This window comes from Mycolicibacterium madagascariense (genome assembly GCF_010729665.1).
GTDB lineage: Bacteria > Actinomycetota > Actinomycetes > Mycobacteriales > Mycobacteriaceae > Mycobacterium > Mycobacterium madagascariense.
This window is the reverse complement of sequence record NZ_AP022610.1, coordinates 1,885,839-1,900,705: the sequence shown is the minus strand read 5'-3', so window position 1 is coordinate 1,900,705 and position 14,867 is coordinate 1,885,839. Positions and strand designations below refer to the sequence as shown.

General features: G+C 68.0%; 15 protein-coding genes and 1 tRNA gene. 7 read left to right on the top strand and 9 right to left on the bottom strand.

What is annotated here, in order from left to right:
- Window positions 1–50: 50 nt before the first annotated feature.
- The 3 genes from G6N60_RS08965 to G6N60_RS08955 all read left to right on the top strand — a co-directional run bounded on the left by G6N60_RS08965 (window position 51) and on the right by G6N60_RS08955 (window position 1,214).
- Window positions 51–431 (top strand): ImmA/IrrE family metallo-endopeptidase, encoded by a 381-nt coding sequence (locus G6N60_RS08965; RefSeq protein WP_246240492.1) that lies wholly within the window; start codon window positions 51–53, stop codon window positions 429–431.
- Window positions 419–640 (top strand): DUF3263 domain-containing protein, encoded by a 222-nt coding sequence (locus tag G6N60_RS08960; protein ID WP_163735461.1) that lies wholly within the window; start codon window positions 419–421, stop codon window positions 638–640. The genes G6N60_RS08965 and G6N60_RS08960 overlap by 13 nt, the downstream gene beginning before the upstream one ends.
- A 244-nt stretch (window positions 641–884) precedes the next feature.
- Window positions 885–1,214: a helix-turn-helix domain-containing protein gene (locus tag G6N60_RS08955; RefSeq protein WP_163735456.1), complete on the top strand. Its 330-nt coding sequence runs from the start codon at window positions 885–887 to the stop codon at window positions 1,212–1,214.
- Between the two features lie 35 nt (window positions 1,215–1,249).
- On the opposite strand, the gene G6N60_RS08950 is transcribed toward G6N60_RS08955, so the two are convergent.
- The 8 genes from G6N60_RS08950 to G6N60_RS08915 all read right to left on the bottom strand — a co-directional run bounded on the left by G6N60_RS08950 (window position 1,250) and on the right by G6N60_RS08915 (window position 7,684).
- A complete protein-coding gene (locus tag G6N60_RS08950; RefSeq protein WP_163735454.1) occupies window positions 1,250–2,383 on the bottom strand; it encodes a site-specific integrase in 1,134 nt (377 codons plus the stop codon).
- Window positions 2,384–2,399: 16 nt separating this feature from the next.
- Window positions 2,400–2,600: a hypothetical protein gene (locus G6N60_RS08945; RefSeq protein WP_163735451.1), complete on the bottom strand. Its 201-nt coding sequence runs from the start codon at window positions 2,598–2,600 to the stop codon at window positions 2,400–2,402.
- A 225-nt stretch (window positions 2,601–2,825) separates the two neighbouring features.
- Window positions 2,826–2,898, bottom strand: a tRNA-Ala gene (locus G6N60_RS08940).
- Window positions 2,899–2,954: 56 nt separating this feature from the next.
- Window positions 2,955–4,220: an MFS transporter gene (locus tag G6N60_RS08935; protein ID WP_163735447.1), complete on the bottom strand. Its 1,266-nt coding sequence runs from the start codon at window positions 4,218–4,220 to the stop codon at window positions 2,955–2,957.
- A 31-nt stretch (window positions 4,221–4,251) separates the two neighbouring features.
- Window positions 4,252–5,886, bottom strand: coding sequence for a phosphoglucomutase (alpha-D-glucose-1,6-bisphosphate-dependent) (pgm, locus tag G6N60_RS08930; protein ID WP_163735444.1), 1,635 nt, complete (start codon window positions 5,884–5,886; stop codon window positions 4,252–4,254).
- A 78-nt stretch (window positions 5,887–5,964) separates the two neighbouring features.
- Window positions 5,965–6,333: a fluoride efflux transporter CrcB gene (crcB, locus tag G6N60_RS08925; RefSeq protein WP_163735441.1), complete on the bottom strand. Its 369-nt coding sequence runs from the start codon at window positions 6,331–6,333 to the stop codon at window positions 5,965–5,967.
- Entirely contained in the window at window positions 6,330–6,821 is a 492-nt protein-coding gene (locus G6N60_RS08920) for a fluoride efflux transporter FluC (protein WP_372511061.1), read from the bottom strand. The genes crcB and G6N60_RS08920 overlap by 4 nt, the downstream gene beginning before the upstream one ends.
- On the bottom strand, window positions 6,812–7,684 hold the full coding sequence (locus G6N60_RS08915; RefSeq protein ID WP_163735437.1) for an LLM class F420-dependent oxidoreductase: 873 nt from the start codon (window positions 7,682–7,684) through the stop codon (window positions 6,812–6,814). Before G6N60_RS08915 ends, G6N60_RS08920 begins: the two co-directional genes overlap by 10 nt.
- Window positions 7,685–7,829: 145 nt before the next feature.
- Between G6N60_RS08915 and G6N60_RS08910 the strand changes: the two genes are divergently transcribed.
- On the top strand, window positions 7,830–8,312 hold the full coding sequence (locus G6N60_RS08910; RefSeq protein WP_163743696.1) for a hypothetical protein: 483 nt from the start codon (window positions 7,830–7,832) through the stop codon (window positions 8,310–8,312).
- A 1-nt stretch (window position 8,313) separates the two neighbouring features.
- Here the strand turns inward: G6N60_RS08910 and treS are convergent, their stop codons facing one another.
- Window positions 8,314–10,539, bottom strand: a complete 2,226-nt coding sequence (gene treS, locus G6N60_RS08905; RefSeq protein ID WP_163735435.1) for a maltose alpha-D-glucosyltransferase — start codon at window positions 10,537–10,539, stop codon at window positions 8,314–8,316.
- A 299-nt stretch (window positions 10,540–10,838) separates the two neighbouring features.
- Between treS and G6N60_RS08900 the strand changes: the two genes are divergently transcribed.
- From G6N60_RS08900 to G6N60_RS08890, 3 genes are all read left to right on the top strand, one after another.
- Complete coding sequence (locus tag G6N60_RS08900; RefSeq protein ID WP_163735432.1) at window positions 10,839–12,380, top strand: APC family permease; 1,542 nt, start codon at window positions 10,839–10,841, stop codon at window positions 12,378–12,380.
- Between the two features lie 67 nt (window positions 12,381–12,447).
- The gene (locus G6N60_RS08895) at window positions 12,448–13,920 is read left to right on the top strand and encodes an aldehyde dehydrogenase family protein (RefSeq protein ID WP_163735425.1); all 1,473 of its coding nucleotides are present in this window, start codon (window positions 12,448–12,450) and stop codon (window positions 13,918–13,920) included.
- Window positions 13,921–13,951: 31 nt separating this feature from the next.
- Entirely contained in the window at window positions 13,952–14,839 is an 888-nt protein-coding gene (locus G6N60_RS08890) for a dihydrodipicolinate synthase family protein (protein WP_163735422.1), read from the top strand.
- Window positions 14,840–14,867 lie beyond the last annotated feature (28 nt).

The window sequence follows — 14,867 nt, the reverse complement described above, 5'->3', positions numbered from 1 at the left end:
GTTTTTGGCATCCGTGGCGGATGCTCCGCGATCATCACGATGACGTCGTCGTGTCTTGCCGCTACCGGTTGCCGGACCGGATCATGGGGTTGCAGCTGGGCCGGCGGATCTGGTTGGCGCGCGGTCTGACGCAGGCGGAGCGCCGCTGCACCCTCACCCATGAGCTGGTGCACCGCGAGCGCGGGCCCGTGCCGACCGAGCCGACAGCCGCGGCGCGCGAGGAGCGCGTCGTCGACGAGATCGCGGCCCGCCGACTGATCACGTACGAGGCGCTCGCCGAAGGTCTGCGCTGGAGTCGCCATCCCCGCGAGCTCGCCGAGCACCTGTGGGTCGACGAACCCACCCTGCAGACACGCATGACGACACTCGACCCGATCGAGGTCGCCGACCTCGAGCACGACCTTGCGGACGACTGGCTATGGATTCCCTGACCAACCAAGAGCGCGCGATGCTCGACCTCGAAACGCGGTGGTGGCAGACCGCCGGCGGCAAGGAACGCGCCATCCGCGAGCTCGGCATGACACCCGTCCGGTACTACCAGCTGCTCAGTCGGCTCCTCGGTACCGAGAAGGCAATGGCCTACGCCGCCGTCACGGTCCATCGATTGCAGCGGGTCAGGCGCCCAAGTCGCGACGGCTAAGGCGCTTGCGCTTGCCGAGCTTACGGAGGACGGCAACGGGTTCTTTAGTCGAGCGGCCCGACCCACGGCGCTTGTGGGGCTTGCACATTGCGCAGCCACGCCATGAGCGCGACGGATGATGATTGGGCATCGGACTCCATGTGGGACTCCACCGGAAGTGAAGGGTTCAGTCTAGGGCCTGACTCGCGGTGGGCAACTCGTGGCCAAAGTGCACAAGGTTCGGCAGCGGGCCTAGCATCGGCGAATGCCCGATCAGCACAAGAGCCCGATTCCGCGGATCTACTCGCTGGCGGAGGCCGCAGAAACGCTCGGGGTGGGCAAGACCTGGCTTCGGATTCAGTTGGCGGAGCGCCGGTTTGCAGCCATGAAGCGCGCCGGCAAGTGGGCCATGACCGAACATCAGGTGCTCGCGGCCATTGAGCAGATGAGCACCACGGCTAGACCGAGTCAGGCACCAAAGGAGCCCATCGATCTGGACGTTGATGACGACTTCTTATCCGGGTTGTCCGCGAGGTCGCAGACCTATTGGAGGAACAAGAAGATCACGGGTTCGACGAGAAGCCCAGGCCGCTAACCCAAGTCAGGATGAGGTCTGCGGCGTGCTCTTGCTCAGGCGTCGTCGAGCATGGCGTCCAGCGCGTCGGCGTTGCCGCGACCAGAGGACCGGTCGAGGTGGCCGTACACGCCGACCGTCGTGGAGATCGACTCATGGCCGAGGTGTGCCTGCACGGCCGGGAGCGGCCGGCCCGATTGAATCAGCCACGACGCGCACGTGTGGCGGAGATCGTGCACGCGGGGCTTCTTGCGCAGCCCTGCCTGTCGGGCGCGGTCGATCGCCGGCGCCCACACGTTGGGGTGGAACGAGTGGATCCGGACGGGTCCGTCGTCGTCACGGACGAGGCCGTCGGCGAATTGTCCGCGGCCGCGGCCGGAGTTGGTGAACACCCAGTCCCCGGAGAGGTCGAGTAGGTCGAGGGTGCGCTTGGGCACGTTGATGGTGCGCACCGACATCTTGGTCTTGGGTACGCCGAGGACGTAGCCGCCTTGCCCGGTCTTCCATGCCTTGGTGATGCGGACGGTACCGGCGGCGAGGTCGACCGCTGCGGGAGTGAGCGCGGTCGCCTCAGACCAGCGGCAGCCCGACATGACGAGGAACTGGACCAACGGTTTCCAGTAATCCGGGACGGCTGACAGCAGTGTGCGGAATTCCTGGCGCTCGAGGAAGACCATCTCGTCGCGATCCCATCGGGGAAGCTTGTTCCCGTCGCAGGGATTGGACTTGAGCTTGCCGTCGCGGACTGCGGCATTGAGGGCACCGGCGAGGAAGCCGTGCTTGTTGGCGATGGTCTTGCCGGACGCGCCGGCGGCGTGCTGCTTGGCGATCCAGTTGGCGACGTCGTCGCGCGACAACGCTGTCAGCGGGATGTCGGCCAGGGCGCCGTAGTCGTTCTTCACGTAGGCCCGGTAGCGGGCAGCGGTGCCGGCCTCGACGCCGGTCAGGTGGTCGATGTGTTTGAGCAGGAACTGCCGGACGGTCTGGGCTTGGCGAGGGGCCTGGACGATGCGCAGAATCTCGCGGGCCTTGTCCGGACCGACCTGCTCGACGAGCTGCTTGCAGTGCACGGCGTCGGCATAGTCGTTCCACGACAGGCATTCCTGGCGACCTTGCCGACCTCCGTCGCGCCAGTAGACGGAGAAGTAGGCCGAGCCGTCCTTGCGGGTGCGGTTGCGGATGTATGCCATCGGGCCGGAACCCCGTTCAGGCTTTGGGCTCGTCGGGCGCCGGTGCCGCTGCCGGTTTCGGTGGTATCAAGTAGAGCGTGCCCTTCGCGTGGGTGATCACGCCAAGGAGGGCAAGCCTGTTTGCCTTTTGCTGGAGCGCCGCTTCGCTCACGTCCGGCGCCGGCTTGAGGGTGTCAGGCACGCCGTAGTCGGACAGACGCCACGCGATCTCATGCAAGTGGACGTAGCCCCCGCCTGCCTGCCAACCGGCCTCGAGGAACGCTTCGGTGCTGATGTCGGACGGCTTGGCGTACTCAGCGGAACCGGTTCCGTGCTGTCTGCGTCGTCAGTTGGTGAACCCACGTGAACAGCATAAACCCGTACGTGCTGTCGCGACGGTGCTGTCGCGCTATGCTCGGACTGTGTCCGGGTCATCTATCAGGCGTTTCCCGCCCGTTTCGGGTGGAGCTAAGGGGATTCGAACCCCTGACCCCCACACTGCCAGTGTGGTGCGCTACCAACTGCGCCATAGCCCCTCGTGTCGTGCTGGTCGACGGTACACCAACCACCGCGCGGGGTTCAAAACCGGTCGTCAGGGGACCTCGCCGCCGACCTCCGGACCCAGCGGCCGGGCCGGCGTGTGCTCGGCGCTGGTCTGCTGGCGGGTCTCCGGTGCGATCGACCAACCCACCGCGGCCGCCGCCAGGATCACACCGCTGATCACGAAGGCCGACCCGTAGGTGAGGTGTTCGGCGATCTGGCCGACCGCCAGCGAGCCGAGGATGGCCCCGAAGTCCGACATCATCTGGAACGTGGCCACCGCGGTGCCGCCGCGGGACTTGCTGCCGATGATGTCCGCGACGGCGGCCTGCTGCGGCGAGATGAACATGCCGGTCGCCAGGCCGGTGACGAACGCGGTCGCCAGGAACAGCGGCAGCGAGTCGGTGAACCCGACCAAAGCCGTCGTCACCGCCGACACGGTGAGCCCGACAAGGATCAGCTTGCGTCGACCGATCCGATCGGACAGGTAGCCACTGGGGATGACGGCCGAGACGTTGCCGATCGCGAAGGTCGCCAGCGCCACGCCGGCCATCCGGGGACTGCGGTGGAGCACCTCGACGACGAGCAGCGGCACCAACGCGACGCGCAGGCCAAGCGCCGTCCATCCCGTCGAGAAGTTGGAGAACAGCGCTGCCCGGTAGGCGCGGTTGCCCAGGGCGACCCGCAGCGCGATGGCGGGTTCGGTCTGCACGTCCACCGCGGCGAGCGCCGAATGCCGAAGCCGAATGAACACCACGGCCGCGGCGATCAGCAGGGCGATGCCGTAGATGACGAACGGCGCCGACAGGCCGAGTCCCACGGTGAGGCTGCCGAGGATCGGCCCGCCGACGGAGCCGACGAGGAACGCACTCGAGAACATCCCCGAGACCCGGCCCCGCGCATCCGTCGGCGAGATCCTGATCATCAGGCCCAGCGACGACACCGAGAACATGGCCGACCCGAAGCCACCGAGGGAGCGGAACACCAGCAGCTGCCAGTAGGTCTGGGCAAACGCGCAGGCCCCCGTCGACAGCGCGACGATCAGCAGGCCGGTGAGATAGATGCGCCGCTCCCCCAGCTTCTGCACCAGGACGCCGCTGGCGGGCGCCGCGCAGAGCCGCATCAGGGCGAAGGCGGTGATGACGAACGTCGCGGCGGCGATGCTGACGCCGAAGTTGCGCGCGTACTGCGGCAGGACCGGCGCGACGACCCCGTATCCGAGCGCGATGACCGCGTTCGCCGTGACGAGCACCCAGACTTCGGAGGGCAGCTTGGGCTTCGAGGGAGCCGGACAGTCACCCTCCGCAACCGAGCTCATGCGCGATCCCGCTTCGCTTCTCGCTGGCAACTCACCCTATGACTGTATTCACCAGCTCCTTGGCCGCCGCCTGCACCTCGGCCAGATGCTCGGGACCGTGGAACGACTCGGCGTAGATCTTGTACACGTCCTCGGTGCCCGACGGCCGCGCCGCGAACCACGCGTTCTCGGTGGTGACCTTCAGTCCGCCGAGCGGCGCGCCGTTGCCGGGTGCGGTCGTCAGCTTGGCGGTGATGGCCTCCCCCGCCAACTCGGTCGCGCTCACCTGATCCGGCGACAGCTTCGCCAGGCGCGCCTTCTGCTCGCGGTCTGCGGGCGCGTCGATGCGCGCGTAGGTGGGCGCGCCGTACTTCTCCGCCAGCTCGGCATACCGCTGCGAGGGCGAAGTTCCGGTCACCGCAAGGATTTCCGAGGCCAGCAGGGCGAGGATGATGCCGTCCTTGTCGGTGGTCCAGACCGAGCCGTCGGTGCGCAGGAACGATGCGCCCGCACTCTCCTCGCCGCCGAATCCGATTGTGCCGCTGATCAATCCGTCGACGAACCACTTGAAGCCGACGGGCACCTCGATCAGCTTGCGCCCCAAGCCTGCCACCACGCGATCGATGATCGACGAGCTGACGGCGGTCTTCCCGACGGCGGTCGAGCCCGGCCAGTTCGGCCGATGGGAGTAGAGATAGTCGATGGCAACGGCGAGATAGTGGTTGGGGTTCATCAGCCCGCCGTCGGGGGTGACGATGCCGTGCCGGTCGGAGTCGGCGTCGTTGCCGGTCGCGATCTGGTACTCGCCGATCTTCCCGATGAGCGACGCCATCGCGTTGGGCGAGCTGCAGTCCATCCGGATCTTGCCGTCGGTGTCCAGCGTCATGAACCGCCAGGTGGCGTCGACGAGCGGGTTGACGACCTCGAGGTTGAGCTGGTGCCGTTCGGCGATCGCACCCCAGTAGTCGACGCTGGCCCCGCCCAGTGGGTCGGCCCCGATCCGGATGCCCTCGGCCCGGATCGCATGGATGTCGACGACGTTGGGCAGGTCGTCGACGTAGGCGTTGAGGTAGTCGTGGCGCTGCGCGGTCTGCAGTGCCTTCGCGAGTGGGACCCGCTTCACGTCGGCAAGGCCACCACGCAGAATCTCGTTGGCGCGCTTGGCGATTGCCCCGGTCGCATCGGTGTCCGCGGGGCCGCCGTTGGGCGGGTTGTACTTGAAGCCGCCGTCGCGGGGCGGGTTGTGCGAGGGGGTGACGACGATGCCGTCGGACAGAGCACTGTCACGGCCGCGGTTGAACGACAGGATCGCATGGCTCACCACGGGGGTGGGCGTATAGCGATCGGCGCCGTCGATCATCACGACGACGTCGTTGGCGGCGAGCACCTCCAGCGCGGACACCCAGGCCGGTTCGGACAGCGCATGGGTGTCGCGGCCGATGAACAGTGGGCCGGTGGTGCCCTGGGCGGCGCGGTATTCGGCGATGGCCTGCGTCGTCGCCAGGATGTGCGCCTCGTTGAACGCGGCATCCAGGCTGGACCCGCGATGCCCCGACGTCCCGAAGGCGACCTGCTGATCGACGTTCTCCGGGTCGGGCACCACGCTGTAGTAGGCGGTGACCACCTGGGCCACGTCGATGAGGTCTTCCGGGAGCGCCGGTTGTCCGGCACGGGGGTTGGCAGCCATGGATGAGATTCTGCCCCTTCACCGCGCCCCACACGTCGGCGTCACCAAGAATTCAGCCGGACGCAGGCTTGCGGAGCGTCACAGCGCCCACACCAGCGCGAGGCCGACCGCACACGCGGCCACCGACAACACAAGGGAGCCAACCGCATTCAGCAGTGCCAGCAGACGACGGCCCTGCTCGACCAGCCGCACCGTCTCGAAGCTCGCGGTGCTGAAGGTCGTGTAGCCACCACAGAAGCCGGTCCCGATCACGGTCTGCCACGTGGTGGGCTGGCCGTGGAACAGCACCAGGCCCGCAAGGATCCCGAGCAGCAGCGATCCGGTCACGTTGATGAGCACGGTGGCCCACGGGAACGGCGATTGCCATCGCCGTTTGATCGACGAGTCGAGCAGGAACCGCGCCACGGCACCGCACGCACCGGCGACGAGGGTGAGGAGGGGAATCACGCGCGCCTCCGGGCGTGGACGGCTGCGGCGAGCACGATGCCGAGCCACGCGGTCACCAGCCCGCCGACGACGCTGCCGACGCCGTAGCCGATCGCCATGCCGACGTGCCCACTCCTGCCGAGCAGCGCCGCCTCCAGGGCCAGGGTGCTGTAGGTGGTGAACGCCCCGCAGCCGCCGGTGCCGACGCAGAGCCGGGCACGCTGGCGCCACCCCGAGTCGTCACCCAGACGTGCGAGCGACTCCAGCAGACCGCCGAGGACGAAGGCGCCGACGAGGTTGATCAGGAAGGTCGCCCACGGCCACCCCGCGGCATCGTGGGGCAGGAGGTCCTCGACGACGTACCGCAACCCCGTGCCGACGACGCCACCCGCGAACACCAGGGCCAGGGCCGACGGCCGGAGATGAAGCGGCCGTCCCGCGGGACCGGTGTCGGGATCCGACGGCAGTTCGCCGTGCGAATCCGTCCCACCTGAGTCGTTCACGGGCACGCGGCACGCCAGTCGTCGGCGAGTGCGGCGATCCAGTCCGCCGCCCGGTGCGCATCGTCCGGCGGACCCACGACGAGCACCAACTCGTCGACACCCAGAGCGGCGAGCGGCTCGACGTCGGACGGTCGCGGATCGCGCAGGGCCACCGCAAGACTCAACTCCGTCCCGTCGCGGCCCTGCTCGTCACACCGCGCGCGGATGCAGGCGACGTGACGCTTCGCTGCCGCTACGTCCTCGACGTTGAAGCCGTACCAGCCGTCACCCCAGTCGGCCACGCGGCGCAGGGCGGCATCACTGTTGCCGCCCAGCACTATCGGGATGCGACGATCCCGGACGGGCTTGGGGTTGACCCGCACGGAGTCGAAGGCGACGAACTCGCCGTCGAACGTGGCGACGTCGTCGCGCCACAGCGTGCGCATCGCGGCGACGTACTCGGCGGTCCGCGCCGCCCGTCGCGCGAAGGGAACGCCGAGCGCGTCGAATTCCTCGCGCGACCAGCCGACCCCGATGCCAAGGGTGAACCGACCGCCGGACAAAGTGTCAAGGGAGGCAGCCTGTTTGGCGACCATGACCGGATTGTGTTCGGGGAGCAGGAGCACACCGGTCGCGATCTCGATGGTCGACGTCGCCGCGGCCGCGAAGCTCAGCGCGATCATGGGGTCCAGCCAGTCCGCTTCGGCCGGAACGGCTATCTGGCCGTCGGCGGAGTACGGATAGCGCGAGACGGACCGATCCACCATCACGACGTGTTCGCCCGCCCAGAGTCGTGCGAAGCCGCAGCGTTCGGCCGCCCTCGCCACGGCGTCGATGACGTCGCGTCTGGCACCGGAACCGATTCCGAGCGCGTGCAACCCGAGGCGCATTCGTTCATCGTCTCACGCGCCGACGGGCAGCATGAATGATCCCGACCGGACGACGTTCCACCGCAGACCGCGACCGGCGACGGCGTGCTGCGGCTACGTTCGGGGGGTGGCCCCGACACGACACGGTCGACGATGGCAGCGGCTGATGCTCCCCGCCGCAGGAATGCTCCTGGGCGCAGGCTGCACGGCGAGCACGCCGCCCACGTCGGTCACGACGTCGACATCACCTGCGCCACAACCGCGTTCGAGCACGGTCGCTGTACCCCCAGCTCCGCGCTCGGTGGCCTGGTTCGACCTGGACGTGGGCGACTGCCTGGCCGACCCGCCGCCCACCGACCCCAACGTCGTCACCGTGGCCGTGGTCGACTGCACCAGCCCGCACCGGGCGGAGGTCTACCGCCGCGCGCCGCTGGCGGTGAACGCCGCCGTCGTGAGCGTCGCCACCCGCAAGTGCAACGAGGGGTTCACCGCCTACACCGGCGAGCCCGTCGGCAACGGCCGGTTCGCGATCACCTACCTCATCGACTCCAATCAGAACCGGACCGCGTCCGACCCCGAGCCAAGCACCGTCATCTGCCTGCTGCAGGCTCCCGACGGCGGCCCGCTGACGACGTCCGCCCGCCGGTGAGCTACTCCGCCTCCTCCTCGGGAGGCGCCTCGACGAGCAGCGACATGCCGTGGTGGCGCGGCATTTCCACGGCGAAGCTGTGCAGATCGTCGACCGCACCGACCGTCTTGCCGGTGAACATGTCCATCACGCGACCCTGCGGTGGCAGGTGCTCCGAGCGCACGGTGCCGGCGATGTCCTCCCCGGCGAAGTTCAACAGCGTCAACTGATGCTGACTGGGATCCTCGAGCTGGTGCACCATGACCAGCATGCCGCGGTTGGAGACCTCGGGGATGTCGACTTGGCGGCTGGTGGCGATGCCGTAGTGCGACCGCACCCGCAGGATCGCCTGCAGCTGCCGTAGGAAACTCGTCTCGTCGGCGAGCTGCTCGGGGATGGAGCCGTAGAGGCTGCGCCCGCGCGGCATGCCCGCCATCGATCGCGTCGCCCCCTTGTTGACGCCCATCAGGTCGTGGCCCGCCCGGTGGATCCACCGGGTGTCCCCGCCGCGCAGCAGTTCGGAGACCTCGGCGGGCGGGAGCGTGAGCATCCCGCACATGTCCCAGCCCGACAGTGCGAACACCCCCGGCTGAAGCGCGTTGAACATGGCCAGCAGCAGGTGGGCGCGACGGATCGGGTCGATGTCGGTGATCGAGTCGAGGTCGGAGATGCCCAGCGACGCGGCGACGACGGTCGCCGTCGTGGAGGCGATGCCGTTGGTCGTGAACACCTGGTTGTACGGCGCCTTCGGACCGGTGAGCGCGTCGAGCAGATCCTGGCGGACGGACTCCCCCAGCTCCTCGCCGGTCATCTGCTCGCCCTTGTAGGTGTAGACGTCGTCGCGGTGCCCGGTCGACCAATGGACCAGCTCGTAGGTCAGCTCGTCGTGGTTCTGCAGTGCGTGCACCAGCGAGGCCGGGTCGACGCCGAGTTCGTTGGACGTGTTGAGGGTGAGCCGGAGGAACTCGGTGTCACCGGTCGCCAGCGCGTGCTGGTAGGCGGGCCGGTTGATGAAGTCATAGGACAGGTCGGCACCCGCCTGGCTGGTCTCGCGGATGTCGTCGATCGTGAGGTTGAGCTCCTGGAAGGTGAATCCGCCGACCTTGCGAACCATGCTGGCGATGAGGTGGTTGGCCGCCTCGGACAGCGGATGGCCCTCCGACCAGGCGGGGTTGCCCTCGCCCGTGCTCTTCTCCACGCCCAGGAAGCCGTTGGCGTCCAGGCGCAGCGCGCCGGTGCCCAGGTCGGTCAGCGAATGCAGCGCGTCACCCATCACCATGCGCATCCCGGCGAACGTGGGGTCGAGCCAGTTGATGGACGGTTGGCCGTCCTTGAAGTAGTGCAGGTACACCCAGCGACGTTCGACGCCGTCGACGCCCAGCACGGGCCGGGTGACGCTCCAGTTGGTCTCCTTGACGCCCTCGGCGTAGAAGATGACGCGCTGCAGTCGGCCGATGATGTAGCCGGCCTTGTCGAGCCACTCCTCGGTCGCGGCGTCGATGTTCACCGAGTCCACCCCGGGCGGGGTCTCGGGCAGCTCGTGCCAGTCCCGCGGGTCGATCTCGACCATGTGATAGATGCCGGGATAGTCGGCGTACTTCATCTCGGCGAGCCGGAAGTCCGCGCCCTTGCCGGTGTGGCCGGGCACGACGTCGTCGATGATGGTACCGCCGTACCAGTTCGCCGTCGCGCACATCTTGCGGAACTCGTCCTCGGTGCCGAAGGCCGGGTCGATCTGGGTGCTGATCCGGTCGAAGTGACCATCGACGCTGGGGGTGTACTCCCAGCCGGAGATGCCGCCCGCCCGCTTGACCGGGCCGGTGTGGATGCCCTCGATGCCGATCTCGGCGAACGCCTTCCACATCTCCTCGTCGGCCATCGCGGTGAGGAACGACTCCTCGGGCCGGGTGATCAGCGACAGCGGATAGGCCGTGAACCACACCGACGCCGCGGTGACGGCGGCGCGTGGGTCGGGGTTGGCGAACGGGTTCTGCCACATCGAGCCCTGGCCCGAGAACTGCTGACTGATCTCGTTGGCGTCGGAAAGCATCGACTGACTCAGCAGCCACGACACGTAGGCCGGGTTGTCGCCCGTCGCCGACCCGTCGTGGGCCACCGACCGACGCGCGAACGGTGCCCGCACCCGCGGCCGGAAGCGCAGCGTCCGCGGCCGAGCGGGGTATTGATGTTCGTCGTAGGTGATGTCGGTGGGTTCCCGCGCCTGGTCGTCACCGGCCGTGTCCGTCATGTACTTCCTCACCGTGTCGTTGCACTCGCGGACGAGTTTGCGCCGTGGCCCGCCCGTGCGCGGTATAGCCGTTGATTGGAGGTTGAAACGCGTGCGCCTACCGGGACGGTTCTACCCCAATCGGGTCGCGTGCGAGTGACGGCAGACCTCTACCAGGCACGGAGGCGAGCGACCGGGCAGCGCGTCCCCGGTTGACAAACCGCTCGCTAGGTAGAATATTACCCATTACCGGCTACCGGTGAGCTAGGACACGTCGCTCAGCCGCGCCACCCCATCACAGGTCCAGAGAGGCGACTCCCGTGCTCCACGACGACTCCCGCAGCGCAGACGCCGAGTACTTGCAGAAGTACGGATACAAACAGCAGCTCGATCGCAAGCTGGGGTCGTTCTCGACGTTCGCCGCGGGCTTCAGCTACATCTCGATCCTCACCGGGGCGTTCCAGCTGTTCTACGTCGCTTTTGGTTTCGCAGGCCCGGCGTTCCTCTGGACCTGGCCGGTGGTCGTCATCGGCCAGCTGGCCGTGGGCCTATGCTTTGCCGAATTGTCGGCCCATCACCCGCTGGCCGGCTCGGTGTACGCCTGGAGCAAACAGCTGGCAGGGCGGCTGGTGTCGTTCATGGCCGGCTGGCTCATGTTCATCGCCTGCACCGTGACCGTAGCCGGGGTCGCACTGGCGATGCAGGTGGTCCTGCCCGCCATCTCGCCGGTGTTCCAGCTCGTCGGCGACGGTACCGGCACCTATGACTTCGCGGGCAACGCCGTGGTCCTCGGCTCCATACTCATCATCGCCACCACCGTCATCAACGTCGTCGGCGTTCGACTGATCTCGATCATCAACAACATTGGCGTCGCGGTCGAACTCGTCGCCTCGATACTGCTGATCGTGCTCCTGGCCATTCACGTCAAGCGCGGGCCGGGCGTCATCACGAGCACCGCGGGCCACACGTCCGGCGGCTCCGGTGCGATCTTCGGCGCGCTGCTGGCCTCCAGCCTGCTCGCGACCTACATCCTGTGGGGCTTCGACACGGCGGGGTCCGTCGCCGAAGAGACCATCGACCCGCGGCGGCGCTCTCCGCGGGCAATCATTCAGGCGCTCTTGGCGGCGGGCATCACCGGCGGGCTCATCATGCTGTTCGCGATGATGGCCGTCGGCGACGTCAACGCCCAGGAGCTGTCGGTGTCGGGCCTGCCCTACGTCATCACTAACGTGCTCGGCGACGTGCTCGGCAAGATCTTCCTCGCCGCGGCCGCCACCAGCATCTTCGTGTGCTGCCTGACGGTTCAGACGGGCACGGTGCGCATCGCGTTCGCTCTCGCGCGTGACGGGGCACTCCCCAAATCCGAGTACCTCGCGAAGGTCTCCGAGCGCACCCGCACGCCCGTCGTCCCGACCCTCGTCGTCGGCGTCGTCGCCGTTGTGATCCTGCTGATCAACATTCGCCAGCCGCAGATCTTCACCGTCGTCACCAGTGTCGTCGTGGTCTTGGCCTATCTGGCCTACCTGCTGGTGACGGTGCCCATGTTGGTGCGCCGCTTCGGCGGACGCTGGCCGGTGGCCGGCCGCGGCGACCAGGAGTACTTCGGCCTGGGCCGCTGGGGGGTGCCGGTCAACCTCGTCGCGATCGCGATGGGACTGTTCGCCGTCGTCAACATGGTCTGGCCGCGCCAGGAGATCTACAACCCCGTCGCACCCTTCCACTGGTACCTGCAGTGGGGCGGAGTCATCACGGTCGCGGTCGTCATCCTCGCCGGGCTCGCCATCTACGTCGCGCGCCACCGCACCACCGCTGCGCCCGCCTCCGCGGTCGGGCTGACTGACCGGCGGGAATCGGTGGGATGACCCTCGCGGGGTACCCGTGCTGAACCGCGCCACCGATGCGACTCGAGACACCAAGGAGTCTTCTCCAATGACCGCAACACTTCCCACGACGGTGCAGACCCGTGCCTACGTCGACGGTCGCTTCGTCGACGCCGTCGACGGGTCGACGTTCGACAACGTCAACCCCGCCACCGGGGCCGTGCTGAACGCGGTCGCCGCGTGCTCCGAGCGCGACGTCGACGCCGCCGTCGCCGCGGCCCGTAGCGCCTTCGACGCCGGAACGTGGAGCCGGATCGCCCCCGCCGAGCGCAAGGCGGTGCTGCTCCGCTTCGCCCAACTGATCGAGGAGAACGCTGCCGAGCTTGCCCTCATCGACGCCATCGACGCCGGCAAGCCGATCAGCGACTGCAACGACCTCGACATCCCCGACGTCGTACTCACCATCCGCTGGTACGCCGAAGCCATCGACAAGATGTTCGGCAAGGTATCGCCAACGGGCACGGACAATGTGGGCCTCGTCGTACGGGAGCCCGCGGGTGTCGTCGGAATCGTCGTGCCCTGGAACTTTCCATCCAACACCCTGTCCTGGAAGATCGGGCCTGCGCTGGCGGCCGGTAACTCCGTGGTCGTCAAGCCCGCCGAGCTGTCGCCGCTGAGCGCACTGCGGTACGCCGAATTGGCAACGCAGGCAGGCATTCCCGACGGTGTCTTCAACGTCGTGCCCGGCCTCGGCCACGTCGCAGGCAAGGCACTCGGACTGCACGCCGACGTCGACGTCATCAGCTTCACCGGGTCCACCGAGGTGGGCAGGATGTTCCTCAGGTACGCCGCGGACAGCAACCTCAAGCAGATCGCGCTCGAGATGGGCGGGAAGAGCCCGCAGATCGTCTTCGCCGACATGGCAGACGAGCTCGACTCCATTGCCGAAGACCTTGCGGGAGCGGCGTTCTGGAACGGCGGACAGAACTGCTCGGCGGGTAGCCGGATCCTGGTGCACCGATCGATCAAGGACGCGTTCGTCGACAAGCTCGCCGCGCTGGCCGCTGCGCGCCGGGTGGGCGACCCGCTCGATCCGAGCACCGAGATCGGCCCGCTCATCGAGGCGTCGGCGCGCGACCGCGTGCTGCGCTACCTCGAGGCCGCGAGGTCCGACGGCGCCACCGTGCACGGCGGCGGCGCGATACTGCCCGACACCGGAGGCTTCTTCGTCGCGCCGGCGGTCGTCGACGACGTCTCCCCCGCCTCCGCGGTCGTCCGCGACGAGATCTTCGGACCGGTCGTCGCCGTGCTCGGTTTCGACACCGAGGAAGAGGCCGTCGCGCTCGCCAACGACACGGAGTATGGCCTGGCGGCGAACGTCTGGACCCGCGACGTCAACGTCGCGCTGCGGGTGGCCAAGGCCATCCGGGCGGGCACGGTTGCCGTCAACGGGTTCAGCGAGGGCGACATCTCCACTCCGTTCGGAGGATTCGGCATCTCCGGCTTCGGCGGCCACGACAAGGGCCTCGAGGCGTTCGACCAGTACACCGAGCTCAAGACCATCTGGATCAGCATCCGCTGACTCCGCCCACCATCGATCGAAGGCAACGCACATGACCACTACTCCCTGGCGCGGCATCGTCGTCGCCGCCACCCTGCCCTTCACCGCCGACTTGACCGTGGACTACGACCGTTACCAGGACCACGTCCGCTTCCTCGCCGAGAACGGCGCCGACGGCATCACCCCGAACGGGTCCCTCGGCGAATACCAGGTGCTGACCGCGCAGGAGCGGGCCCGCATCGTCGAACTCGCGATCGAGGCTGCGCCGGAGGGGTTTTCGGTGATTCCCGGGGTGGGAGCCTACGGCTCGGCGGAGTCCGTCCGCTGGACCGAGCAGGCGCAGCAGGCCGGCGCGCATGGTGTGCTCGCGCTGCCGCCGAACTCCTACCGGGCCAACGACGACGAGGTCGTCGAACATTACCGGGCGCTCGATCGCGTCGGTCTGCCCATCGTGGCCTACAACAACCCGTTCGACACCCGGGTCGACTTGACTCCAGAGTTGTTGTCGCGCATCGGCGAATTCGACAACGTCGTCGCGGTCAAGGAGTTCTCCGGCGACGTCCGTCGCATTACCGCGATCCAGCGGCTGGCGCCAGGAATCGACGTGCTCTCCGGCGCGGACGACAACGTGCTGGAGGCCACGTTGATGGGCGCGGTCGGATGGATCGGCGGCTTTTCGAACTCGCTGCCGAAGGCCTGCGCGAAGATCTACGAACTGGGCACTACCGGCCAGGTCGAAGAGGCCCGCGAGCTGTACTCGCTGCTGCAGCCGGCGTTCCAGTGGGACACCAAGCACACCTTCGTCCAGGCAATCAAGCTGTCGCAAGAGGTCGCGGGCGGTTACGGCGGACCGACCCGGCCGCCGCGGCTGCCGCTCAGCGACGAGGACCGCGCGCAGGTCATCAAGGACGTCGAACTGGCACTGACCGCCGTCGTCTGACTCCGGTGGGGCCACCCGCCCGGCGTAG